Source organism: Mesorhizobium salmacidum (SeqCode), from assembly GCF_037179605.1.
Classification (GTDB): Bacteria; Pseudomonadota; Alphaproteobacteria; order Rhizobiales; family Rhizobiaceae; genus Mesorhizobium; species Mesorhizobium salmacidum.
Genome location: NZ_JAPYKS010000014.1, coordinates 66,130 through 90,524, shown reverse-complemented (window position 1 = coordinate 90,524; position 24,395 = coordinate 66,130). Strand labels below are relative to the sequence as shown.

Below are 24,395 nucleotides of genomic sequence, written 5' to 3'. Positions count from 1 at the left end.
AGGTGATGCCGGCCTGCGAATGGCGGCTCGGCCTGACCCGAATCCCAACATGCGCCCTCTCGCTCTCTCTTGGGCGTCCTGCTTTGAACAACGACGTGAACGATGCATCTGCGTGACGGCCTCCAGACCCATGCGACCGTCAGGCAACGCTACGATCATCTGGTGGAAACCGGCGCGATCGGACGCGATGGCGCGCAGGAAGGGATCGCCGCTGCGCTCGACCGGCTGACCGTGGAGATCTCGGCCAAGCGGCTGGCGCACAAGTCCAGTGCGCTGGGCTGGCTGTTTGCCCGCAAGCGCGAGACGCATGAGGCGGTCAAGGGCCTCTACATCCATGGCGGCGTCGGCCGCGGCAAGACCATGCTGATGGACATGTTCTTCGAGCTCTTGCCGGTCAGGCGCAAGCGCCGCGTCCATTTCAACGACTTCATGGCCGACGTTCAGGACCGCATCCAGAAGCACCGGCAGGCGCGCAAGGAGGGCACGGCCAGGGAAGACGACCCGATCCCGCCGGTGGCCAAGGCGCTCGCCGAGCAGGCCTGGGTGCTGTGCTTCGACGAGTTCTCGGTCACCGACATCGCCGACGCCATGATCCTGTCCAGACTGTTCTCGGCGCTGTTCGCCAATGGGGTCGTGCTGGTCGCCACCTCGAACGTGGCGCCGCAAAACCTCTACCGTGACGGGTTGAACCGCCAGCTTTTCCTGCCGTTCATCGCCATATTGGAACGCCACACGCAGGTGCTGTCGCTGGACAGCGACAAGGACTACCGGCTGGAAAAGCTCGCCCGCACGCCAGTCTATGTCACGCCTGCGGATGCGGCGGCCGACCAGGCGCTCGACGAGGCCTGGCAGGCGATGACGCGCGGGACGGCGACGGCCGAGACGTCGCTGACGCTGAAGGGCCGCAAGGTCGCGGTGCCGGCCGCCGCCGGCGATGCCGCGCGTTTCTCCTTCGCCGATCTCTGCGAAAAGCCACTCGGCGCGCGCGATTATTTGGCCATCGCCGGCCGGTTTTCGTCCGTCTTCATCGATCATGTGCCGGTGCTGGGTGAAGGCAAGCGCAACGAGGCAAAGCGCTTCATCCTGTTGATCGACACGCTCTACGACCATCATACGCGCCTTGTGGTGAGCGCCGAGGCGCCGCCGCATGAGCTTTATGTGGCCAAGCGCGGCGTCGAAGTGTTCGAATTCGAGCGCACCGCCTCACGGCTGATCGAGATGCAGAGCCGCGACTGGCTGGAGGATTGGGCGGAGCGGCGGAAGGCGAAGGCGGCCCCAGCGGAAGCGCGGGCGCAGGCCTGAAATATCCGGAAGCCGCTGTCCCGTCAGCTTAGAAAATCTACAGCCCGTACACATACATCACAAAGCTCTTCGCCTCGTCATGCGGTTCCTTGCGCGCTTCATAAAGCGCCCGGGCTGGCAGATTGTCCGGCTCGGTGCCGACCCAGGCCTCCTCGCAGCCGTGCTCGCGGCCGAGCGCGAACATGGCGTCCAGCATTTTGCGCGCAATGCCCCGGCGCTGAAAGGCCGGCGAGACCCCGACTTCGTCGATATAAAGTTCGGTCGGCTTGTCCGGGTGGCGGTGGATGACCGCCGCGCATTGGCCGACGACAACGTCCCTGGCCAGGGCGACGATCATGAAATGGCCTGATTGCGCGAGATAGCTGGCAAGGCGATCGAGCCGCACCGGCTCGTCGAACACATCGTCGGCAACCCGCATCACAAGGGTGTCATCGCCGGGATTGAGCCTTCTGATCTCGATCGTCATCGTGTAAATTCTCCCAAGTCGGCTTACAAATTTTGACGTTTACGTAAATCCCAAACACTCTAACCGATTGAAAATGCAAGGGTCGAAATAATCGTTTGAATTTATCCCGCACCGGAGCTATTGGGTGCGGCGAATTCGCGGTCCCCGCAGCATTCCGGCCTCTTCCTCGACGCCGTGTTGGCGCGTCACAGACAAAGGGAAATCATCCTCACATGGCACGCAACAAGATAGCGCTTATCGGCTCTGGCATGATCGGCGGCACGCTCGCCCACATGATCGGCCTCAAGGATCTCGGCGACGTGGTCCTGTTCGATATCGCCGAGGGTATCCCGCAAGGCAAGGGGCTCGATATAGCGCAGTCGTCGCCGGTCGATGGCTTCGATTCTCGGCTGACCGGCGTCAATGACTATGCCGGCATCGAGGGTGCGGACGTGTGCATCGTCACCGCCGGCGTGCCGCGCAAGCCTGGCATGAGCCGCGACGACCTGCTGGGCATCAATTTGAAGGTCATGGAGCAGGTCGGCGCCGGGCTGAAGAAGTACGCGCCGAAGGCCTTCGTCATCTGCATCACCAACCCGCTCGACGCCATGGTGTGGGCGCTGCAGAAGTTTTCGGGCCTGCCCAAGACTCATGTGGTGGGCATGGCCGGCGTGCTCGACAGCGCGCGTTTCCGCTACTTCCTGGCCGAGGAATTCAAGGTCTCGGTCGAGGACGTCACCGCCTTCGTGCTCGGCGGCCACGGGGATTCCATGGTGCCGATGATCCGTTATTCGACGGTGTCGGGGATTCCGCTTCCCGACCTGATCAAGATGGGCTGGACTTCGAAGGAAAAGCTCGACCAGATCGTGCAGCGCACCCGTGATGGCGGCGCCGAGATTGTCGGCCTGCTCAAGACCGGCTCGGCTTATTACGCGCCGGCGGCTTCGGCGATCCAGATGGCCGAATCCTACATAAAGGACAAGAAGCGCGTGCTGCCTTGCGCGGCGCACCTCTCGGGCCAATATGGCGTCAAGGGCACCTATGTCGGCGTGCCCGTGGTCATCGGCGCCGGCGGTGTCGAGCGCGTCATCGAGATCGACCTCAACAAGGCCGAGCAGAAGATGTTCGAGGTTTCGGTGGCGACCGTGCAGGGCCTGACCGAGGCCTGTGTCAAGATCGCGCCGCAGCTCGCCTCGAAGTAACCCGCCAAAACATCACCCCCGGCAACCGACCTGGAGATAGTTCCCGATGAACATCCATGAATATCAAGGCAAGGCGCTGCTGAAGAGCTTTGGCGCGCCGGTGGCCGAAGGCGTGCCGGTGTTCAAGGCAAGCGAGGCGGAAGCCGCGGCACAAGCGCTGCCCGGCCCGCTCTACGTGGTGAAGAGCCAGATCCATGCCGGCGGCCGCGGCAAGGGCAAATTCAAGGAGCTCGGCCTCGACGCCAAGGGCGGCGTGCGGCTGGCGAAGTCGGTCGCCGAGGTGGTGGCCAACGCCAACGAGATGCTCGGCCACACGCTGGTCACCAAGCAGACCGGCCCGGCCGGCAAGCAGGTCAATCGCCTCTATATCGAGGACGGTGCCGACATCGAGCGCGAGCTCTATCTCTCGATCCTGGTCGACCGCTCGGTCGGCCGCATCGCCTTCGTCGTCTCGACCGAGGGCGGCATGGACATCGAGGCGGTCGCGCACGACACGCCGGAAAAGATCATCACCGTCGCCATCGACCCGGAAAAGGGCGTGACGGCCGACGACGTGAAGGCGCTCAATGGCGCGCTGAAGCTCGACGGCGACGCGACCAGGGATGGCGGCACGCTGTTCCCGATCCTCTACAAGGCCTTTGTCGAGAAGGACATGAGCCTGCTCGAGATCAATCCGCTGATCGTGATGAAGAGCGGCCGTCTGCGGGTGCTCGATGCGAAAGTGTCGTTCGACAACAACGCGCTGTTCCGCCACTCCGATCTGATGGAACTGCGCGACACCACCGAAGAGGACGAGAAGGAGATCGAGGCGTCGAAATACGACCTCGCCTATGTCGCGCTCGACGGCAATATCGGCTGCATGGTCAACGGCGCCGGCCTTGCCATGGCGACGATGGACATCATCAAGCTCTATGGCGCCGAGCCCGCCAACTTCCTCGATGTCGGCGGTGGCGCTTCGAAGGAGAAGGTGACGGCGGCGTTCAAGATCATCACCAGGGACCCGGCCGTCAAAGGCATCCTGATCAACATCTTCGGCGGCATCATGAAGTGCGACATCATCGCCGAGGGCGTGATCGCCGCGGTCAAGGAAGTCGGGCTGAAAGTGCCGCTGGTCGTGCGCCTCGAAGGCACCAATGCCGAGCTCGGCAAGAAGATCATCAACGACAGCGGTTTGAACGTCGTGTCCGCCGATGATCTTGATGACGCGGCCAAGAAGATCGTTGCGGCGGTGCAGGGCTGAGACGGTGCCTCCGCGCAAGATAAATCTGGTCGAGGCGGCGGATCAAACGATCACCGGGGTGTTCGATCCGCATATCGCCGGCGATGTCAATGACAGCCGGGCCAAGGTCGCCAAGTTCGGCGAGACCTTCGACTGGCACGCGCATGACAATGAGGACGAAGCCTTCCTCGTGCTGCGGGGCAGGATCGCCATCGATTTCCGCGATGGTCCGGTTGAGCTCGGCGAGGGCGATTTCATCGTCGTGCCGCGCGGTGTCGAGCACCGGCCGCGCTCGCTCACCGCAGAGCCCGTGGTGCTGATGTTCGAGCCGGCGACGACGCTCAACACCGGCAATGCCAAGAGCGATCTCACCGTCACCGATCTGAAGCGGCTCTGATCCATGAACGCGGCGTCCTTCTCTTCGCTCTCGGCCGACCATCAGCGCCTGCAGGCGCTGGTCGGCGCGTGGCGCGGCGAGGAAGAGGTGGCGGACACGCAATGGGCCGATGGCGGCACGGCGACCAGCGAAGTTTTGGCGGAAGCGGAGTTCGGCGGCCAGTTCGTGGTGCAGCGTTATCGTCAGCGTCGCGACGGCACGATTTCGTTCGGTTCGCACACCGTATTCGGCGTCGACCACCAGAACGGCGTCGGGACCATGCACCAGTTCGATTCGATGGGCTTCGTGCCGTTGTCGCCTGCCACGGGTATGTGGAACGGCAACGAGCTGGTGCTGGAGCGCTCGTCGCCGCGCGGCTTTGCGCGCGTGACCTATATTTTCGACGATGCCGACACCTACCGCATGCGATTGCATTTCAAACCTGCCGGCAGCGATGACTGGCAAGACATGGTGAGTGGCGTCTACCGGCGCGTCTCACCTTCCTCGATCAACGGTTTTTAGAAAAGGGCTCCGATGTCCATTCTCGTCGACAAGAACACCAAGGTGCTGGTGCAGGGCCTGACCGGCAAGACCGGCACGTTCCACACAGAGCAGGCGCTGGCCTATCACGGGACAAAGATGGTCGGCGGCATTCACCCGAAGAAGGGCGGCGAGACCTGGACCGGCGCGAAGGGCGAGAGCCTGCCGATCTTTGCCACGGTCGCCGAAGGCAAGGAAAGGACAGGCGCCAACGCCTCCGTCATCTACGTGCCGCCGGCGGGCGCGGGCGAAGCCATCATCGAGGCGATCGAGGCGGAGATCCCGCTGATCGTCTGCATCACCGAAGGCATTCCGGTGATGGACATGGTCAAGGTCAAGGCGCGGCTCGACCGCTCGACTTCGCGGCTGATCGGACCGAACTGTCCGGGTGTGCTCACCCCCGACGAATGCAAGATCGGCATCATGCCCGGAAACATCTTCCGCAAGGGTTCGGTCGGCGTTGTTTCGCGCTCGGGAACACTTACCTATGAGGCCGTGTTCCAGACCACCAATGTCGGCCTCGGCCAGACCACCGCCGTCGGTATCGGCGGCGATCCCGTCAAGGGCACCGAGTTCGTCGACATGCTCGAGATGTTCCTCGCCGACGATGAGACCAAGTCGATCATCATGATCGGCGAGATCGGTGGTTCGGCCGAAGAAGACGCCGCGCAGTTCCTCAAGGACGAGGCCAAGCGCGGCCGCAGGAAACCGATGGCGGGCTTCATCGCCGGGCGCACCGCGCCGGCCGGCCGCACCATGGGTCATGCGGGCGCGGTCATCTCCGGCGGCAAGGGCGGCGCCGAAGACAAGATCGCGGCGATGGAATCGGCCGGCATCAAGGTTTCGCCCTCGCCGGCGCGGCTGGGCACGACCTTGGTCGAGGCGATCAAGGGTTAAGTGAGTAGTGAATAGTGAGCAGTGAAAAAACTGAGCGGTGAACAAATGAGAGACATCCATTTCTCTACTGACTACTGACTACTTACTCCCCAAAAAAAGGAGACGGAGCCAGGCTCCGCGGACAAAAATGGCACGACAAGATCAGGCCAACGACCAATTCTCGCTTACCTCTTTCCTCTATGGCGGCAATGCCGATTACATCGACGCGCTCTACGCGGCGTATGAGGACGATCCCGCCTCGGTCAATCCCGAGTGGCAGGAGTTCTTCGCCGGACTGAAGGACGATGCCGGCGATGTGCGCAGGAACGCCAAGGGCGCCTCATGGGCCAAACCCTCCTGGCCGTTGCAGGCCAATGGCGAATTGGTGTCGGCGCTCGACGGCAATTGGGGCATCGTCGAAAAGCACCTGGAAAAGAAGGTCAAGGACAAGGCGGTCACCAACGGTGTCGTGCTGTCCGACGCCGATGTGCATCAGGCGACGCGCGATTCGGTGCGCGCCATCATGATGATCCGCGCCTTCCGCATGCGCGGTCATCTGCATGCCAATCTCGACCCGCTCGGCATTGCAAAGCTCGAAGACTATAACGAGTTGTCGCCGGAGAATTACGGCTTCACCGAAGCCGACTACGACCGGCCTATCTTCCTTGACAATGTGCTCGGGCTCGAATTCGGCAGCATCCGGCAGATGCTGGAAATCCTCAACCGCACCTATTGCTCGACGCTCGGCGTCGAGTTCATGCATATTTCCGATCCCGAGGAAAAGGCGTGGATCCAGGCGCGTATCGAGGGCGCCGACAAGGAGATTTCGTTCACCGCCACCGGCAAGAAGGCGATCCTGCAGAAGCTCGTCGAGGCGGAAGGCTTCGAGCAGTTCATCGACGTCAAGTACAAGGGCACCAAGCGCTTCGGTCTCGACGGCGGTGAATCGTTGATCCCGGCGCTGGAGCAGATCGTCAAGCGCGGCGGCCAGTTGGGCTTGAAGGAAATCGTGCTCGGCATGGCCCATCGCGGCCGCCTCAACGTGCTTTCCCAAGTGATGGCCAAGCCGCACCGCGCCATCTTCCACGAGTTCAAGGGCGGCTCCGCAGCCCCCGACGAGGTCGAGGGCTCGGGCGACGTGAAGTACCATCTCGGCGCCTCCTCGGACCGCGAGTTCGACGGCAACAAGGTGCACCTGTCGCTGACCGCCAACCCCTCGCATCTGGAGATCGTCGATCCCGTGGTGATGGGCAAGGCGCGTGCCAAGCAGGATTCCCTGTTCGGCCGCGGCCGCGAGGAAATCGTGCCGCTGGAGGAACGCGCCAAGGTGTTGCCGCTCTTGCTGCACGGCGACGCCGCCTTCGCCGGCCAGGGCGTGATCGCTGAAATCCTCGGCCTGTCGGGCCTGCGCGGCCACCGCGTCGCCGGCACGCTGCATTTCATCATCAACAACCAGATCGGCTTCACCACCAATCCGCGCTTCTCGCGCTCGTCGCCGTATCCGTCCGACGTCGCCAAGATGATCGAGGCGCCGATCTTCCACGTCAATGGCGACGACCCGGAAGCCGTGGTGCACGCCACCAAGGTGGCGATCGAGTTCCGCATGAAGTTCCACAAGCCGGTGGTCGTGGACATGTTCTGCTACCGCCGGTTCGGCCACAATGAGGGCGACGAGCCGGCCTTCACCCAGCCGCTCATGTACCGCAACATCCGCACCCATAAGACGACGGTGCAGATCTATGGCGAGCGCCTGATCGCGGAAGGCCACATCACCCAGGCCGAGCTCGACCAGCTCAAGGCCGATTGGCGCGCGCATCTGGAAGCCGAATGGGAAGTCGGTCAGCATTACAAGCCCAACAAGGCCGACTGGCTCGACGGCGCCTGGTCGGGCCTGCGCACGGCCGACAATCAGGACGAGACAAGGCGCGGCAAGACCGCCGTGCCAGTCAAGACGCTGAAGGAAATCGGCAAGAAGCTGACCGAGGTGCCGAAGGATTTCGAGGCGCACAAGACGATTATCCGCTTCCTCGAGAACCGGCGCCAGGCGATCGAGTCCGGCGAAGGCATCGACTGGTCGACGGCGGAGGCACTGGCCTTCGGCGCAATTCTACTCGACGGCAATCCGATCCGGCTGTCGGGGCAGGATTCCGAGCGCGGCACCTTCTCGCAGCGTCATTCCGTGCTTTACGACCAGCGCGACGAGACCCGCTACATCCCGCTCAACAATCTGTCGGCGGCGCAGGCCGGTTACGAAGTCATCAACTCGATGCTGTCGGAAGAGGCGGTGCTGGGGTTCGAATATGGCTACAGCCTTGCCGAGCCGAAGGCGCTGACCTTGTGGGAGGCGCAGTTCGGCGACTTCGCCAACGGCGCCCAGGTGGTGTTCGACCAGTTCATCTCGTCGGGCGAGCGCAAATGGCTCAGAATGTCGGGCCTCGTCTGCCTGCTGCCGCATGGCTATGAAGGCCAGGGCCCGGAGCATTCTTCCGCCCGGCTCGAGCGCTTCCTGCAGCTTTGCGCCGAAGACAATATGCAGGTGGCCAACTGCACGACGCCGGCCAACTACTTTCACATTTTGCGCCGGCAGCTGAAGCGCGACTTCCGCAAGCCGCTGATCCTGATGACGCCGAAATCGCTGCTGCGTCACAAGCGGGCGGTGTCGACGCTGCCGGAAATCTCGGGCGAAAGCTCGTTCCACCGGCTGCTGTGGGACGACGCCCAGCTGTTGCCGAACCAGGCGATCAAGCTGACCAAGGATTCCAAGATCCGCCGCGTCGTGCTGTGCTCGGGCAAGGTCTATTACGACCTCTATGAGGAGCGCGAGAAGCGCGGCATCAACGACATCTACCTGCTGCGCGTCGAACAGCTCTACCCGTTCCCGGCCAAGGCGCTGATCACCGAGCTGTCACGCTTCCGCAACGCCGAGATGGTGTGGTGCCAGGAGGAGCCCAAGAACATGGGCGCCTGGTCGTTCATCGATCCGTATTTGGAATGGGTGCTGGCGCATATCGACGCCAAGCATCAGCGGGTGCGCTACACCGGCCGTCCCGCGGCCGCGTCGCCGGCGACCGGCCTGATGTCGAAGCACCTTGCCCAGCTCGCCGCCTTGCTCGAAGACGCTCTCGGCGAATAAAGCAGAATTGGGCGAATAGAACTGAAGCGAAAGAACGGACAGGCACAATGGCTACCGAAATCCGCGTTCCCACCCTTGGCGAATCCGTCACCGAAGCGACCGTCGGCAAATGGTTCAAGAAGGTCGGCGATGCCATTGCCGCCGACGAGCCGCTGGTCGAGCTCGAGACCGACAAGGTGACTGTGGAGGTGCCCGCCGCCGCCGCCGGCACGCTCGGCGAAATCACTGTAAAAGAAGGCGAGACGGTCGGCGTCGGCGCGCTGCTCGGGTCGATTTCGGGCGGTGGGGCGGCTGCTCCCGCGACCAAGCCGCAAGCGGTAGCGCAGGCTTCGAGCCCCGACGCGGCGCAGACCACCAAGCAGGCCGCGGCAGAGACCGCCAAGGTTGCAGGCGACGCCGGCCCGGTCGAGCCGCGCACCATGCCGCCGGCGCCGGCAGCGGCAAAGCTGATCGCCGAGAACAATCTGTCGGTCGACCAGCTTTCCGGCTCGGGCAAGCGCGGCCAGGTGCTGAAGGGCGATGTGCTCGACGCCATCGCCAAGGGCGCGCCGTCGCAGCCGGCCGAAACGCCCAAGGCAGCGCCAGCACCGGTCGCGGTCCGGGCGCCGTCGTCGGGCGACGATGCTTCGCGTGAAGAGCGCGTGCGCATGACCAAGCTGCGCCAGACCATCGCGCGCCGGCTGAAGGAAGCGCAGTCGACCGCAGCCATGCTGACCACCTTCAACGAGGTCGACATGTCGGCCGTGATGGCGCTCAGGACCAAATACAAGGACGTGTTCGAGAAGAAGCACGGCGTGAAGCTCGGCTTCATGGGCTTCTTCACCAAGGCCGTCACGCACGCGCTGAAGGAAATCCCTTCGGTCAATGCCGAGATCGACGGCACCGACATCATCTTCAAGAACTATGCCCATATCGGCGTCGCGGTCGGCACCGAAAAGGGTCTCGTGGTTCCGGTCGTGCGCGATGCCGACCAGATGTCCATCGCCGAGATCGAGAAGGATATCGGCCGGCTGGGCATTGCCGCACGTGACGGCAAGCTGTCGGTGGCGGATATGCAGGGCGGCACCTTCACCATCTCCAATGGCGGTGTCTACGGATCGCTGATGTCGACGCCGATCCTCAACGCGCCGCAGTCGGGCATTCTCGGCATGCACAAGATCCAGGAGCGGCCGGTCGTGGTCGGCGGCCAGATCGTGATCCGGCCGATGATGTACCTGGCGCTCAGCTACGATCACCGCATCGTCGACGGCAAGGAAGCCGTAACCTTCCTGGTGCGCGTCAAGGAAAGCCTGGAGGATCCCGAGCGGCTGGTGCTCGATCTCTGAGGCGGTCGGATGGCGGGTTGCGGCAGGGCTGGCCAATGATGGCCCTTTTGCCTGGGCTCGCCAGACCGGTCGTGCTGGTGGCCGGCATTCTCGCGGCTGTTGCAAATGCCCATGCCGCCTGTCCAACCGAGCTTGCCGTTTACGGCGACAGCCAGAGCGGCGCGGAGATCGACTTCACTCCAACAGGCACGTCGACCACCGTCACCAACAGGTTTCGCTTGGTCCTCGACAACAATGTCGTGCTGAACGGTATCGTCATATGGACCCAGGGCGTGGCGCGGCCGAACGGCGCGCTGATGTACAAATGTCCGGAAGGCGATGTCACCGGCGAGGAGCTTGCCGCCTGCACGCTGTGGAACGGCGTCATCTACACGTCCGACGAAAAGGGCAATATCGGGCTTTTGCCGGCCGAGGGCGTCGAGGCGCCGAAGACGCTGATCCTGCCCGATCTCGGGCCGGCGTTGCGGCATCCCGGGCCTATGGCGGCAGCGGTTTTTCGAAAGTGCCGTCGGATGTGTTCGCGATGAAGGGATGCCAGGAATGAGCGCGACGCAAAAAGTGCTGCTGGTCACCGGCGGCAGCCGTGGCATCGGCGCTGCCATTTGCCGGCTGGGAGCCAAGGCTGGCTATCGCGTCGCGGTCAATTACGCCTCCAGCAAGGCTGCGGCAGATGCGCTGGTTGCCGAGATCAAGGCCGGCGGCGGCGAAGCTGTTGCCGTCAGGGGCGATGTCGGCAAGGAAACCGATATCGTGGCCATGTTCGGCGCTGTCGACCACGCCTTTGGCCGGCTCGACGCCTTCGTCAACAATGCCGGAATTGTCGACGTCAAGGCGCGCGTCGACGAGATGGATGTGTCACGGCTGGAACGCATGATGCGCATCAATGTCGTGGGCTCGTTCCTGTGCGCCCGCGAGGCCGTCAAGCGCATGTCGACGCGGCATGGCGGGTCGGGCGGATCGATCGTCAACATCTCGTCGGCGGCGGCGACGCTGGGCTCGCCGGGCGAATATGTCGACTATGCAGCCTCCAAGGGCGCCATCGACACCTTCACCATCGGCCTCGCCCGCGAGGTGGCGATGGAAGGCATTCGCGTCAATGCGGTGCGGCCGGGCATCATCGACACCGACATCCACGCCTCCGGCGGCCAGCCCGACCGGATAGAACGGTTTCGCGATCTTCTGCCGATGAAGAGAGCAGGCACGGCGGATGAAGTCGCCGGCGCGGTCCTCTATCTTTTATCCGATGCCGCGTCCTATACGACGGGCGCGATCCTGAATGTCAGCGGCGGCCGCTGAGCCCCAAGCAAAAGGGAAACAACATGGCTTATGACGTGGTTATCATCGGCTCGGGACCGGGCGGCTATGTCTGCGCCATCAAGGCGGCGCAGCTCGGGCTGAAGGTCGCGGTGGTCGAGAAGAACGCGACCTTCGGCGGCACCTGCCTCAACATCGGCTGCATCCCGTCCAAGGCGCTGCTTCATGCCTCCGAGATGTTCGCCGAGGCCGGCCATTCCTTCGACACGCTCGGTGTCGAAATCCCGGCACCCAAGCTGAACCTGAAGAAAATGATGGCGCACAAGGACGCGACGGTGTTGTCCAACGTCAATGGCGTCGCCTTCCTGTTCAAGAAGAACAAGATCGATGCCTTCCGCGGCACCGGCAAGGTGGTCGCCGCCGGCAAGGTCTCGGTGACCGGCGAGGACGGCAAGGTCGAGGAGATCGAGACCAAAAACATCGTCATCGCCACCGGGTCCGATGTCGCCGGCATTCCCGGCGTCAAGGTCGATTTCGACGAGAAAATCATCGTGTCGTCGACCGGCGCGCTGTCGCTGGAAAAGGTGCCTGGCCATCTGGTGGTGGTCGGCGGCGGCGTCATCGGGCTCGAACTCGGCTCGGTCTGGGCACGGCTCGGCGCCAAGGTCACCGTGGTCGAGTTCCTCGACAGCATTTTGGGCGGCATGGACGGCGAGGTGTCGAAACAGTTCCAGCGGCTGCTCTCCAAGCAAGGTTTTGAGTTCAAGCTCGGCGCCAAGGTCACCGGCGTCGCCAAGGCCAAGAAGGGCGCGACCGTCACTTTCGAGCCGGTCAAGGGTGGTGCCGCCGAAACGATCGATGCCGACGTGGTGCTGATCTCGACCGGACGCCGCGCCTTTTCGGATAGCCTCGGTCTAAAGGAAGCCGGCGTCGACGTCGATGAGCGCGGCCGGGTCAAGGCCGACGGCCACCTCAGGACCAATGTTCCCGGTATCTATGCCATCGGCGATGTCATCGCCGGGCCGATGCTGGCGCACAAGGCCGAGGACGAGGGCGTGGCGGTGGCCGAGACCATCGCCGGCCAGGCCGGCCATGTGAACTATGAGGTCATTCCGAGCGTGGTCTACACCAGTCCGGAGATCGCCTCGGTCGGCAAGACCGAGGAAGAGCTGAAGAAGGCCGGCATCGACTACAAGGTCGGCAAGTTTCCCTTCACCGCCAATGGCCGCGCGCGCGCCATGCTGCACACCGACGGGTTCGTGAAGATCCTGGCCGACAAGCAGAGCGACCGCGTGCTCGGCGTCCATATCGTCGGCTTCGGCGCCGGCGAGATGATCCACGAGGCGGCGGTGCTGATGGAGTTTGGCGGCTCGTCGGAAGACCTGGCGCGCACCTGCCACGCGCATCCGACGATGTCGGAAGCGGTGAAGGAAGCGGCGCTGGCGACGTTCTTCAAGCCGATCCATATCTAGGCTGTCTCGACATTCAGGTGATGCCGGCCTGCCAAGGGCGCGTTCCCGCGCTTCCCCGTTCTACTGCGTCGCAGTAGGACTGTACTTATGTATTTTAAGTACGCTCAGTTCTCGGACCTCACCATTCTTGGCTCGGCCTGACCTGAATTTCAAAACACCCTGTGCTCGCCGTCCAAAACGAAACGGCCCGCCTTTGAGCGGGCCGTTCCTCTTTGATTCGAGCCGCCTACTGGGCTGGAGCCGGTGCGGGGGCAGGCGCGGGAGCTGGGGCTGGTGCCGGAGCGGGCGCGGGAGCCGGTTCGGCTGGCTTGGCCGGTTCGGCGGGCTTCATCGGTTCAGCGGGCGCGGGCGCGGGCGCCGGTGTGCTGGCCGCTGGCGGCTCGGCGGGTGCCGGGTGCTGGCCACTTCTTCCGAAAACGTAATACGCGACTATCGCCAGAATAACGACGACCAGCGCAATCAGCCAAGGGCTGCCGCCACCGCCGCTCGGCCGAGGGGCATTGGTGGACGAATTGTACGGATCGTTTGGGTTTGGTGTGTTCGCCATAAACGTGTCCTCCGGGAAATAAAAATGGTCAATCAACATCCATCAACGCGCAACCGTTGATTGGGTTTCACGCTAGCGGAGGAAAACGCCGGAAACGCGGCGTTTGCGGGCCTCCGCTGCCATCCGACTCAATTGACGGCGGTGACAGTATAGCCGGCTTTGCGGAAATCCTCGACCAGTCCCTCTGGACCGGGAAGATGCAGCGCGCCGACCGCCATGAAGGCGTTGCCCTTGGCCAGAATCGGCCCGGCATGATCGACCATCACCTTGTTGCGGCTGGTGATCATGGTCTCCTCGAAGGCGGCATAGCCCGCGGGATTGTCTTGCTCGTCGGGCATGGCGACGCGGAACAGCGGCCAGAACATGCCGGTGTCGCCACGCTGGTAGAGCACGATCATGGTCTCGTTGATATCGTTGACCTTGTCGCCCAGCTTCAGCGTGTCGACCAGACCCTTCATGTGGAAGGCGAGCGGCAGCGAAGCCATGGCGCGCAGCTGGCTCTCGGCCGTTTCCAATCCTTCCACCGGCTTGCCGGCCGCCTTGGCGCTCTCCGCCAGCTTGACGTCGAGCACCGGCGCTCCGCCGGCCTGGCGGGCGAGTTCGCAGGCTGGAAGCGCCATCATGGCCGACAACATCCATGGCTTCATCTTGGCGACCGTTGCCGGCGGGATGCCGCGCGCGTCGAGCGCGGCGTTCATAGCCGCCGCTTCGTCCGGCGACAGCAATGACGACAGCGTCGTGGAGTCGGTGAACATCATCAGGTCCGGCTCCTTCAGCATCGCCGCCATCATCTTCTGCTTGTCGAGCACGTCGGTGGTCTCAATGATGAGGGTGCCGGCGGCGTCAAAGGCTTTCTGCGCATAGACCGGCAGCGTGGTCACGCGCGGATCGGTCATGTGCATGGTGCCGAACAGGTAGGATGGCTGTTCGCCTGATTTTTCCAGCTTCCACAGCAGGCCCTTGCCATTGAGCGTGGCCGCCGCCTCCGCCTCGATCTTGTCGTAGGTGGCGGGGTTGCCCTTCTGCAAGGCCGACAGCATGTCGGCGCCGGTACAGGTCGGGACTTCCGCGTGCGCCCTGCCGGCGGCGAACAGCAGCACGGCAAGGAAGGACAGGAAAAACAGCACGTTGAGGGCGACAAGCAGTTTCAGCGAGACGGAAGCTGCACGGTCGGCGATGGCGATGACGCGTTTCATGATCCCATTTCTAGGACCGAAAAGCGGCAAAACCGTTAATCGGGACGGCAAAATTGAAGGGTTCAGGCCCTGGGGTGGGCCGATTCGTAGATTTTCAGCAGTCTTGCGGTGTCGACACCGGTGTAGATCTGCGTCGTCGACAGGCTGGCGTGGCCCAAGAGTTCCTGGATGGTGCGCAGATCGCCGCCACGGCCGAGCAAATGGGTGGCGAAGGAATGGCGCAAGGCATGCGGCGTCGCGGTGTCGGGGAGGTTGAGTGCCGCGCGCAGTTTCGCCATGTCGCGCTGGATGATGGCCGGGTTGAGCGGGCCGCCGCGCGCGCCGCGAAACAGCAATTCCTTCGGGTCGAGATGGTAGGGGCAGAGCCTGCGGTATTCGGCGATCGCCCTGATCGCCACCGGCAGCACCGGCACCAGCCGCGTCTTGCCGCCCTTGCCGGTGACACGCAGCACGGTGTCGGCCTCCGATGCCAGATCGGCGCCGGCCAGCCCAAGCGCTTCCGAAATGCGCAGGCCCGAGCCGTAGAGCAGCGTCAGCACGGCGGCGTTGCGGGCAGCGATCCAGGGTTCTTCGGCCAGCTGACCCTCGACGGAGACCACGTGCCTGGCATCGCTCGCCGTCAGCGGCTTGGGCAGCGATTTGGGCTGGCGCGGCGCGCGCAAGGCAGCCGCACCAGCCGCATTGGCCAGGCCTCGTCGTTCGAGGAACCGCAGCAGCGAACGGATGCCGGCCAATCCGCGGCCAAGCGTGCGTGCGCCGGCACCGGCATTGCGGCGAGCGGCGAGGAAGCCGCGCAGATCGGCCGGGCGCAGGTCGGCGATATCGGAAATGCCGGGCGGTCCGCCGATATGGCCGGTGAGGAAGTGCAGGAATTGGCGTGAATCACGCTCATACGCCTCGACGGTTTGCGGCGACAGCCGGCGTTCGCGCGCCAGCATCTTCAGCCAGCTTTCACGCGCCGCCTGGAGATCGGGTTTTGCCGGTATGAGGAATTCCTGCATCGCGGCATTTTCGGGTATTCGGGTTAGGAAGCGGTGAAGAGGCGAACCACATTTCTTTAGGTCAGGGGGTGACTGATTTGCCCACAGCCTTCTCTACAACGTCCGTGAGACTTGGAGGATCTACGCTATCGCCACCGTGACCAGGCGGCGGGCGGCAAAGCGCCTGTAGGATCATCGCGCGGTCTTCCTTGGTTGCGGCCTGCTGCTCGATCATCTTGTAATATGTTTCTATGATGGTGGACCGCTGCCGAGCGTCGTCCATAAGCAGCATGGATCGCATGTTAAATCTCACGACAAGCTTGATCAGCCAAAAATATAGCGCCAACGGAATGGTGATGACGACCAGCCGGCTAACCGTGGCAACCGTCAGAACCACGGCGTTCGGCTCGGTCGTGCCTACTGGCACACTAGTCGCGTCAGTCAGATGCTTCAGAAGCGTGACCACCACATCGTTCTCATAGACCGCGAAGGCAGGCAACGCCACAAGTAACACCGCGAGTACTAAGCTCGACAGAACAAGCGCCCACCATGAAGCGTTCGCACGGTCATCCCAATATTTGACAATGTGTTGGTACGCGGTCCGAGCTCTTGCTGCGTCGAGGAAGCTGTCTAGCTTGTCTTGTGCGTCTTGGGTTTTCGCCTCGATATCAACCTGAAATGAGTCGATCCGATCGCCCAAGTCCTTGGTTCGAAGTCCAAATTCACCGGCCTGCTTTGCTGCAGTTTCTGCTGCCTGCAATGCCGTGGCAGCGCGCTCCTGTAACTGCTCGGAGAGTTCTCGAATACTATTAGATGCGGCGGCCGTTTGTGACTTGATGTCGTCCAGCAGTGTGTTGGCCGTCGTGGCTATGTCATTGAGTCTTCTAGATATCCCCTCCCTTGAATCGAGGGGCGCGATCTCGATAGCTCTCAGAGCAGCATAGTTGCTAAGTTCTGGAAGCACGGCACTTGGGATTTCACTAGCTGGGATGTCGAAAAGCGGCTGAAACTCATACATCAGACCTGCAACAAATGCCGTGAAAATGTCGTCATCGGTGTTGCCATTCGCTTTGAGCCAATCCCGCGCCTCACCTGCCATCGGGTCGGTGACAATAGGAACGGCGGATACAAGTATACTCCGATGGTCGATTATATTTACCTCTGGTGGAGAATTTTCGGTGCCTTGATTGATAATGTTTTCAGCTGCCGACCTTAGCCGACTGTAGTAATTATCCGAAGATTTCCTGTTATTCGCTTCTCTTACCACCGTACTTAGTATGCGCTTGTATATTGTCAGCTGTTGACCGGAATAGAGAGCTACGGCCTCGCGAGAATTAGAGCTGCCCGGGTCATATATCTTTGAGCCCAAAATCGATCGGATAAAGCGATATGTGCTATCTTGCATCAGTCTCCCCAAGGTGGCCCGTTCGAAGTTTTACAGGACGGCTCTCACTTCGCAATGGTGAACGGATTGAACTCTAACGGTATGGGTATTCCCTTCTCCTCTTGCTAAGCCTCGCACCTTGATTGGCAGTAACGCTTCTTGCGGCAAAGGAGGCGCTATGATTGCCGGGCCTCTTACGTGATGATCCTTGCGCAACGACAGTGGAAGGGAACGTCCAAAATGCCTAGTCAAGAGAATACTCAACGTCAAATCGCAACCGCTTAGCAGCGAGCGAAGAGATCGAGCGCTTACCTCGCTGACCCGACGACCACGTCCTCAGGAAGCTTCCTGGCCTGGGCCTTCGTTTTCTGCCCGTCATTGAAATGACGGCGAGGCGGCGCTAGAGCAGGGGCAAAGGATTTTTCGCCCATGAGCAAACCCCAAAACCCCGTCCAAATGGCCGTGATCGGAGCCGCGCACGGCATCAAGGGCGAGCTCAGGGTGAAAACCTTCACCGGCGATCCAATGGCGCTGGCCGACTACGGGCCGCTCTACGACAGGGACGGCCGTGCCTTCCAGATCACCGACATAAGGCCTGCCAACACCGTTGTCGTGGTGCGGTTCAAGGGCGTCAGTGACCGCAATGCGGCCGAGGTGCTTGCCGGTACGGAGCTGTTCGTCGACCGCTCGATGTTGCCCGACGATGGCGAGGAGGACGAATTCTACCATGCCGACCTGATCGGGCTGGAAATCCGGGATGATACCGGTGCCGCCATCGGCAAGGTCGTCGCGGTGCACAATTTCGGCGGCGGCGACATCCTCGATGTGACGCTCGCCGGGCGCAAGGGTGTACTGATCCCGTTCACGCAGGCCGCCGTGCCTGCCGTGTCGATCGCCGAGGGTTTTGTCCGCGTCGACCCGGTGGCGGCCGGGCTGGTCGAGGACGAGGATGGCGAGGCGCCGCGCGAGGACGATTTCGACCCCAAGGGCAGGCCGCGCGGACCGCGCGACGCCGGGGGCAACCGGTGAGTTTTGCCGCGTCGGTTCTGACGCTCTATCCCGAGATGTTTCCGGGCGCGCTCGGCGTGTCGCTGGCCGGACGGGCGCTGGAGGCCGGCACATGGTCGCTTGATGCGATCCAGATCCGCGATTTCGCCATCGACAAGCATCGCACCGTCGACGACACGCCGGCCGGCGGCGGCGCCGGCATGGTGATGCGCGCCGATGTGCTGGCCAGGGCGGTCGACCATGCTTCGCCTCCCGGTGATTCGCGGCCACGGCTGTTGATGAGCCCGCGCGGCAAACCACTGACGCAGACGCGCGTGCGCGAGCTCGCCGCCGGGCCGGGCGCCCTCATCCTGTGTGGCCGCTTCGAAGGTGTCGACCAGCGGGTGATCGACGCGCGCGGCCTGGAGGAAGTCTCGATCGGCGATTTCATCCTGTCGGGCGGCGAGCCGGCGGCACTCGTGCTGCTCGACGCCGTGGTGCGGCTGTTGCCCGGTGTGATGGGCAATGCCGTGTCCGGCGAGGAAGAGAGTTTCGAGAACGGCCTGCTCGAACATCCGCATTATACCAGGCCGCAGGAATTCGAGGGCCGGGAGATTCCCGAAGTGCTGATCTCGGGTAATCACAAGAAGATCGCCGCCTGGCGGCGTGAGCAGTCAGAGCGGCTGACGAAGGAGAGGCGGCCCGATCTTCTGGGCGCTCAGCCTTTGGTGAAATAGTAGAAGGCGAGAAACAGGCCGACGGCGACGACGAAGCCGCGCACCACGTTCTGCGGCACGCGCTTGGCGATCCAGACGCCGGCATAGCCGCCCAGCGCGCCGGCCGGGATCATGATGATCGCCTGCGGCCAGGCGACGACGCCGCCCGACACGAAGACGATGATGGCGACAGCGGCGATGACCACCGCGAGCATGTTCTTCAGCGCGTTCAGCCGGTGGTAGTCGCCGGCCTGGGTCAGGCCGAGGGTGGCCAGCATCATCACGCCCATGCCGGCGCCGAAGAAGCCGCCATAAATGGCGGTGACGAATTGCGCCAGCGAACCGGCGAGAGAACCCACGGCCGCTTCATGTCCAGGTTTCGGCGCCGGCTTCAGCCAGGGTCCGGCGGCAAACAGCGCCGTCGCGCCCAAAAGCAGCCACGGCACCAGGGCGCGAAAGGATGGATTGTCGAGCGCCAGCAGGATCAGCGCTCCGGCCATGGCGCCGATCGCCGAGATCAGGCAGAGCAGCAGCGCGCCGCGCCAGAAGTGTCTGATGTCGTCCCAATAGGCGAGCGTCGAGGTGATGTAGCCGGGAAATTGCGTCACCGAGGAGGTGGCGTTGGCGACGATCGGCGGCACGCCGACCAATGTCATGGCGCCGAAGGTGATGAAGGTACCGCCGCCGGCGACCGCGTTGGCGGCGCCTGACAGAAAGCCCGCCAGGAAGAGCAGGATGGCGTGGAAGACAGACATGGAGGGCCGCCGTAAGGATGTGTGCTATTTCTGCCTTAGGGAGCTTGCCGGACCTGCGCAACCCGGCACGGCAGGATTAAGATGGTGCCATGCCGGGAGCCATGCCGGCAAAAAATGCGTGGGCAAGGCGTGACAAAGCGCCGAAATAGCTGTATGTGCCCGCCCGTACCGGCAAGAACAATCTGCCGGACCCGTCAACAATGACGGTGTAGTCGCCCCTGCCCGATGTTTTGAAGACAAATGTCTTGGAGACAAAGGGCATAGCCGAGCGGTCGAATGGAACTGCAAGGCGAGCGTAGGGCGCTCTGACTGTCGGAAGAACAAGAAGTGGATTTCTAGATGGATCTCATCCGTCAGCTCGAGGCCGAACAGGCCGCCAAGATCGAAGCCAAGCGCAAGCTTCCCGAATTCCAGCCCGGCGACACCGTGCGCGTCCAGGTCCGCGTGACCGAAGGCACCCGCACCCGCGTCCAGGCCTATGAGGGCGTCGTCATCGCCCGCGCTGGTTCCGGCTTCCAGGAAAATTTCACCGTCCGCAAGATCTCCTACGGCGAAGGCGTCGAGCGCGTGTTCCCAGTCTACTCGCCGATGGTCGAAGGCGTCGAGATCGTGCGCCGCGGCAAGGTGCGCCGCGCCAAGCTCTATTACCTGCGCGATCGTCGCGGCAAGTCGGCTCGTATCTCGGAAAACACCGGCGTGCGCGCCCGCAAGCTCAACGATGAGGAGCGCGACGCGCTGAACGCCGAGAAGGCCCGCATCGAGGCCGAGAAGGTCGCCGCCGCCCAGGCCTTGGCCGCCGAGACGGCTGCCAAGGAAGCCGCCGAGAAGAAGGCGGCCGCCGAGGCCGAAGCAGCCAAGGCCGCTGAAGCGACCCCCGCCGAATAAGGTTCGACGAAGGATTTTGGAAAAGGCGGCTTTGGCCGCCTTTTTTCGTTTCACCAGACTGTGAACGCTTTCAGTTCCGGGAATGCGGAACGGTGGTTGACCTCCAATTACATAGTGTACTAAATAATCGTGCACAATATGATTGGAGACTACGATATGGCACTCTACACCACACAGGCCCACGTGACCGGCGGTCGCGCCGGCCATGGCGAGACCAGCGACGGCCTGCTCAAGGTCGACCTGGCGATGCCCAAGGAGCTCGGCGGGCCGGGCGGCGCCACCAATCCCGAACAGCTTTTCGCCATCGGCTATGCCGCCTGCTTCGAAAGCGCCGTCCGCTTCGTCGCGCGCAAGCAGAAACTGCCGCTCGAGGATGCCGCGGTAACCTCGACCGTCAGCCTGCTTCCCAACGGCGAGGGCTTCAGGCTCGGCGTCGCGTTGGCAGTGGAGACAAAAGGCCTTGATCAGGCGGCGGCGGAAGCGCTTGTATCGGCGGCGCATCAGGTTTGCCCCTATTCGAACGCCATCAGGGGCAATGTCGAGGTGGCGCTTTCGGTAAAGGCGGCATGACGACAAAGGTCGAAACGAAAGACAGCGAGGCCCCGGCGGAGGCCGCCGGGGCGATCCCGGTGCCACGGCTCGATCAGCAGCTCTGCTTCGCGCTCTATTCGGCGAGCGGGCTGATGACCAAGCTTTACCGGCCGTTGCTCGATCCGCTCGGCCTGACCTATCCGCAATATCTGGCGATGCTGGCGCTGTGGGAACGCGCGCCGAGCACGGTGGGCGATCTTGGCGAAGCGCTGGGCCTGGATTCAGCGACGCTGACGCCGCTGCTCAAGCGGATGGAGGCGGGCGGCCTGGTCACCCGCCGGCGCGATGCCGCGGACGAGCGCCGGGTGCTGGTCGAGCCGACAGCCAAGGGCCAGGCCCTGCGCGCCCGCATGAAGGATGTCTCGGCCGCACTTGCCTGCAGCGTCCCGCTCGGACCAGGTGAAGCGAAGGCCCTGCACGGCACACTCACCCATCTTGTCGCGGGCCTGCGTAGCGCTGTGGCCGACGACCAGTCGACGGACGCGGAAGCGTCGGTCCCCGACACGGGCAAATCCTAGCCGTCAACGCAGCCGTCCATTGCCGTGGCACGGATCGTTCCGGAATCTCCGGATTGAAGGCATCCAAATCCGTTTTGGGCTATCCCAACGCAGCGGACCGTCTTGCATGGCGCTTGCGGAAAGCTAAAGTCGGCGCCGGATTTTCCTGCAAGCCCGGTCGATATCCGGGCGCTTTCAATTTCCGGGGAGTGTTGTCATGACCAAATCAAAATTGCTGCTGGCCGGCCTGTTGGCTCTCGTCCTGGCGCCCGTTGCCGCCTTCGCGCAGGCGCTGCCCGATCTCGGCGGCAAAAAGGTGGTGGTGGTGACGGAGAATGCCTATCCGCCGCTGCAATTCATCGATGCCAAGACCGGCAAACAGATCGGCTGGGAATATGACGCGATGAACGAGATCGCCAAGCGGCTCAATTTCAAGGTCGAGTACCAGAACACCTCCTGGGACGCGATGATCCAGGCGGTTTCGGATAACCAGTATAACATCGGCATGACCGGGATCACCATCAAGGACGATCGCAAGCAGAAGGTGGATTTCTCCGACCCCTATATGCGCTCGGAACAGTTCATGCTGGTGCGCGGCGATGAAAGCCGCTTCACCGATGCCAAGACCTTCGGCGCCTTCAAGGACGGGCTGATCGGCGCGCAGGCGGGCACCACGCCATTCTATACCGCCGTCTACAGCGTGCTGGACGGCAATGAGCAGAACCCGCGCATCAAACTGTTCGAAACATTTGGCGCCACGGTGCAGGCGCTGAAATCCGGCGATGTCGATGTCGTGCTGACCGACGGCACCGCGGGTAAGGGCTATGTCGATGCTTCGGAGGGCAAGCTGAAGCTGATCGGCGGCCCGCTCGGCACCGAGGATTTCGGCTTCATCTTCCCCAAGGGCTCGGACCTGGTGAAGCCGGTCAATGCGGCGATCGCGGCGCTCAAGGCGGATGGAACGCTCGATGCGCTCAACAAGAAATGGTTCCTTGATTACAAGATGGGGCAGTGAGCCAATCTTGTTGATGGCGTCTGAGGGGCAGGGAGTTGCGCTGAGGTTGCGCCCGCGTCCCTCTCTCGGTTCTTACGCCACCTGATGGCAGCCCCCTCCATCTCCAAACCCGACTTTCCCTGGTGGCTCGCCGTTGCCGGCGTCCTTGCGTTGGCGGCCGCCCTCGCCATCGCGGCCAGCGATCTCTACGCGCAGGTCTTCGCCACTGTCGCCAAGGGCATCGGCATCACCGTCTTCGTCACCGTGGTCGCTTTCGCCATGGCGTCGATCATCGGCCTCGGCATTGCGCTCATGGGCCTGTCGGGCTCGACCTGGCTGCGGCAGATCGCGCGCTTCTATGTCGAGATAATTCGCGGCGTGCCGATCCTGGTGCTGCTGTTCTGGATCGCGTTTGCCGGCGCGCCGGCGTTCGTCGCGGCCTGGAACGCGCTGACCGCACCGTTGCAGAGCACCGGCATTCTCGGCGAGCTGCTGGTGCGCGACGTGTCGTTGCTGTGGCGCGCCATCATGGCGCTGACCATCGGCTATTCGGCCTTCATCTCCGAGGTTTTCCGGGCCGGCATCCAGTCGGTCGAGAAAGGCCAGATCGAGGCGGCGAAGGCCTTGGGGCTGAGCCGCGCGCAGCGCTTCCGGCTGGTCGTGTTCCCGCAAGCGATCCGCACCATCCTGCCGCCGCTCGGCAATGATTTCGTCGCCCTGGTCAAGGATTCCTCGCTGGTCTCGGTGCTCGGCGTCGCCGACATCACGCAGATGGGCAAGGTGTATGCGGCCGGCTCATTCCGCTTCTTCGAGACCTATTCGATAACAGCCTATATCTATCTCATCCTCACCGTCGGCCTGTCGCTGTCGCTCAGGGCGCTGGAGCGGCGTTTGCGCCGCCAGCACGAGGAATAGTTTTTCGGCCAGGACAGCGTTAGGCTCGGGCGTTTACCGGAGGAGGAGCGTGCCCATGAACATCGACAAGGCCAATGCGGCGCTGGATTCGGTCTACACGGCCGATACGCCCGAAACGCTGGCGCAGGCCTATGCCGCATGGGCCGCGACCTATGACAGCGAGACCGCCTCGCTCGGTTATCTCCTGCCGTTCCTGATCACCGCCTGGGTGACGCGCCACGTGCCGGCGGGCGAGGGGCCGCTGCTCGACGCCGGCTGCGGCACCGGCCTGTCGGGACCTTCCTTGAAAGCGCTCGGTTACAGCGACATTGCCGGGCTGGATCTCTCGGACGACATGCTCAAGATAGCTGGCAGCCGCAATGCCTACAGCGAGTTGAGGCAGGCAATGCTTGGCGGCCCGCTGCCGTGGCCGGACGGCCATTTCCGCGCCTTCTTCTCCACCGGTGTGTTCACCATCAGCCACGCGCCGGCGTCTAGCCTGCACGAGCTGGTGCGCATCACGAAGAAGGGCGGCCACGCCATCTTCACCGTGCGCGATCAGGTTTTCGAGAGCGGCGGGTTCCAGGCGGTGTTCGATGAATTGGAGCAGGGAGGAAAGTGGCGGACGGTTGAGGCAAGCCCGTGGTTTCGCTGCTATGCGATCGCCGAGCCGGACGCGCTGGTGAGGACTTTTGTATTCGAGGTGATCTGAGCGCTGGCGACACGCCGCAATTGCCGAAAAGCCAAAACATTGCTATCTACCCGGCGATGGAAGAGCTTTTTGGCGATCCGGCCTACAAGGGATTCGTGCTGCAGGACAGAAAA

Annotated in this window: 23 protein-coding genes and 1 pseudogene; 19 read left to right on the top strand and 5 right to left on the bottom strand. The window is 63.1% G+C overall.

Annotated features, from left to right (window positions below; genetic code table 11):
* Positions 1-102 precede the first annotated feature (102 nt).
* A complete protein-coding gene (zapE, locus tag O7A60_RS19585) occupies positions 103-1,302 on the top strand; it encodes a cell division protein ZapE (protein WP_337107639.1) in 1,200 nt (399 codons plus the stop codon).
* A 37-nt stretch (positions 1,303-1,339) separates the two neighbouring features.
* Here the strand turns inward: zapE and O7A60_RS19580 are convergent, their stop codons facing one another.
* Positions 1,340-1,768, bottom strand: coding sequence for a GNAT family N-acetyltransferase (locus O7A60_RS19580; protein WP_337107638.1), 429 nt, complete (start codon positions 1,766-1,768; stop codon positions 1,340-1,342).
* Between the two features lie 212 nt (positions 1,769-1,980).
* Between O7A60_RS19580 and mdh the strand changes: the two genes are divergently transcribed.
* The 10 genes and pseudogenes from mdh (at position 1,981) to lpdA (ending at position 13,144) form a co-directional block, all read left to right on the top strand.
* Positions 1,981-2,949: a malate dehydrogenase gene (gene mdh / locus O7A60_RS19575; RefSeq protein ID WP_337107637.1), complete on the top strand. Its 969-nt coding sequence runs from the start codon at positions 1,981-1,983 to the stop codon at positions 2,947-2,949.
* A gap of 46 nt (positions 2,950-2,995) precedes the next feature.
* Entirely contained in the window at positions 2,996-4,189 is a 1,194-nt protein-coding gene (gene sucC, locus O7A60_RS19570; protein ID WP_337107636.1) for an ADP-forming succinate--CoA ligase subunit beta, read from the top strand.
* A 4-nt stretch (positions 4,190-4,193) separates the two neighbouring features.
* On the top strand, positions 4,194-4,565 hold the full coding sequence (locus O7A60_RS19565) for a cupin domain-containing protein (protein WP_337107635.1): 372 nt from the start codon (positions 4,194-4,196) through the stop codon (positions 4,563-4,565).
* A 3-nt stretch (positions 4,566-4,568) separates the two neighbouring features.
* Positions 4,569-5,066, top strand: coding sequence for a DUF1579 family protein (locus tag O7A60_RS19560; RefSeq protein ID WP_337107634.1), 498 nt, complete (start codon positions 4,569-4,571; stop codon positions 5,064-5,066).
* Between the two features lie 12 nt (positions 5,067-5,078).
* Positions 5,079-5,981 carry a succinate--CoA ligase subunit alpha gene (gene sucD / locus O7A60_RS19555; RefSeq protein ID WP_337107633.1) on the top strand — a complete coding sequence of 301 codons (903 nt, stop codon included), beginning with the start codon at positions 5,079-5,081 and terminating at the stop codon, positions 5,979-5,981.
* Positions 5,982-6,108: 127 nt separating this feature from the next.
* Positions 6,109-9,093 carry a 2-oxoglutarate dehydrogenase E1 component gene (locus tag O7A60_RS19550; RefSeq protein WP_337107632.1) on the top strand — a complete coding sequence of 995 codons (2,985 nt, stop codon included), beginning with the start codon at positions 6,109-6,111 and terminating at the stop codon, positions 9,091-9,093.
* Positions 9,094-9,140: 47 nt separating this feature from the next.
* A complete protein-coding gene (odhB, locus tag O7A60_RS19545; protein WP_337107631.1) occupies positions 9,141-10,418 on the top strand; it encodes a 2-oxoglutarate dehydrogenase complex dihydrolipoyllysine-residue succinyltransferase in 1,278 nt (425 codons plus the stop codon).
* A gap of 38 nt (positions 10,419-10,456) precedes the next feature.
* Positions 10,457-10,962: pseudogene (locus tag O7A60_RS19540) on the top strand (hypothetical protein).
* Entirely contained in the window at positions 10,959-11,714 is a 756-nt protein-coding gene (locus tag O7A60_RS19535) for an SDR family oxidoreductase (RefSeq protein ID WP_027145550.1), read from the top strand. The pseudogene O7A60_RS19540 and the gene O7A60_RS19535 overlap by 4 nt, the downstream one beginning before the upstream one ends.
* Before the next feature lie 23 nt (positions 11,715-11,737).
* A complete protein-coding gene (gene lpdA, locus O7A60_RS19530; protein WP_337107630.1) occupies positions 11,738-13,144 on the top strand; it encodes a dihydrolipoyl dehydrogenase in 1,407 nt (468 codons plus the stop codon).
* 675 nt (positions 13,145-13,819) lie between these two features.
* On the opposite strand, the gene O7A60_RS19525 is transcribed toward lpdA, so the two are convergent.
* The 3 genes from O7A60_RS19525 to O7A60_RS19515 form a co-directional block, all read right to left on the bottom strand.
* Positions 13,820-14,887 carry a TraB/GumN family protein gene (locus tag O7A60_RS19525; protein WP_337107629.1) on the bottom strand — a complete coding sequence of 356 codons (1,068 nt, stop codon included), beginning with the start codon at positions 14,885-14,887 and terminating at the stop codon, positions 13,820-13,822.
* 62 nt (positions 14,888-14,949) lie between these two features.
* Entirely contained in the window at positions 14,950-15,888 is a 939-nt protein-coding gene (locus tag O7A60_RS19520; protein ID WP_337107628.1) for a tyrosine recombinase XerC, read from the bottom strand.
* A gap of 61 nt (positions 15,889-15,949) precedes the next feature.
* Positions 15,950-17,272 carry a DUF6161 domain-containing protein gene (locus tag O7A60_RS19515; RefSeq protein WP_337107627.1) on the bottom strand — a complete coding sequence of 441 codons (1,323 nt, stop codon included), beginning with the start codon at positions 17,270-17,272 and terminating at the stop codon, positions 15,950-15,952.
* Between the two features lie 408 nt (positions 17,273-17,680).
* Here O7A60_RS19515 and rimM point away from each other — a divergent pair, with 408 nt between their 5' ends.
* Together rimM and trmD are read left to right on the top strand one after the other, a co-directional pair.
* Positions 17,681-18,280, top strand: a complete 600-nt coding sequence (gene rimM / locus O7A60_RS19510) for a ribosome maturation factor RimM (RefSeq protein ID WP_337107626.1) — start codon at positions 17,681-17,683, stop codon at positions 18,278-18,280.
* On the top strand, positions 18,277-18,975 hold the full coding sequence (gene trmD / locus O7A60_RS19505) for a tRNA (guanosine(37)-N1)-methyltransferase TrmD (protein ID WP_337107625.1): 699 nt from the start codon (positions 18,277-18,279) through the stop codon (positions 18,973-18,975). The genes rimM and trmD overlap by 4 nt, the downstream gene beginning before the upstream one ends.
* On the opposite strand, the gene O7A60_RS19500 is transcribed toward trmD, so the two are convergent.
* Positions 18,957-19,709, bottom strand: a complete 753-nt coding sequence (locus O7A60_RS19500; protein ID WP_337107624.1) for a sulfite exporter TauE/SafE family protein — start codon at positions 19,707-19,709, stop codon at positions 18,957-18,959. The genes trmD and O7A60_RS19500 overlap by 19 nt on opposite strands.
* A 339-nt stretch (positions 19,710-20,048) precedes the next feature.
* Here O7A60_RS19500 and rplS point away from each other — a divergent pair, with 339 nt between their 5' ends.
* The 6 genes from rplS (at position 20,049) to O7A60_RS19470 (ending at position 24,282) form a co-directional block, all read left to right on the top strand.
* A complete protein-coding gene (rplS, locus tag O7A60_RS19495; RefSeq protein WP_027055127.1) occupies positions 20,049-20,594 on the top strand; it encodes a 50S ribosomal protein L19 in 546 nt (181 codons plus the stop codon).
* A 156-nt stretch (positions 20,595-20,750) separates the two neighbouring features.
* Complete coding sequence (locus O7A60_RS19490) at positions 20,751-21,164, top strand: organic hydroperoxide resistance protein (protein ID WP_337107623.1); 414 nt, start codon at positions 20,751-20,753, stop codon at positions 21,162-21,164.
* On the top strand, positions 21,161-21,703 hold the full coding sequence (locus O7A60_RS19485) for a MarR family winged helix-turn-helix transcriptional regulator (RefSeq protein ID WP_337107622.1): 543 nt from the start codon (positions 21,161-21,163) through the stop codon (positions 21,701-21,703). The genes O7A60_RS19490 and O7A60_RS19485 overlap by 4 nt, the downstream gene beginning before the upstream one ends.
* A 196-nt stretch (positions 21,704-21,899) precedes the next feature.
* Positions 21,900-22,697: a transporter substrate-binding domain-containing protein gene (locus O7A60_RS19480; RefSeq protein WP_337107621.1), complete on the top strand. Its 798-nt coding sequence runs from the start codon at positions 21,900-21,902 to the stop codon at positions 22,695-22,697.
* An 84-nt stretch (positions 22,698-22,781) separates the two neighbouring features.
* A complete protein-coding gene (locus O7A60_RS19475; protein WP_337107620.1) occupies positions 22,782-23,591 on the top strand; it encodes an amino acid ABC transporter permease in 810 nt (269 codons plus the stop codon).
* Positions 23,592-23,646: 55 nt separating this feature from the next.
* Positions 23,647-24,282: a class I SAM-dependent DNA methyltransferase gene (locus O7A60_RS19470; RefSeq protein ID WP_337107619.1), complete on the top strand. Its 636-nt coding sequence runs from the start codon at positions 23,647-23,649 to the stop codon at positions 24,280-24,282.
* Positions 24,283-24,395: the final 113 nt, after the last annotated feature.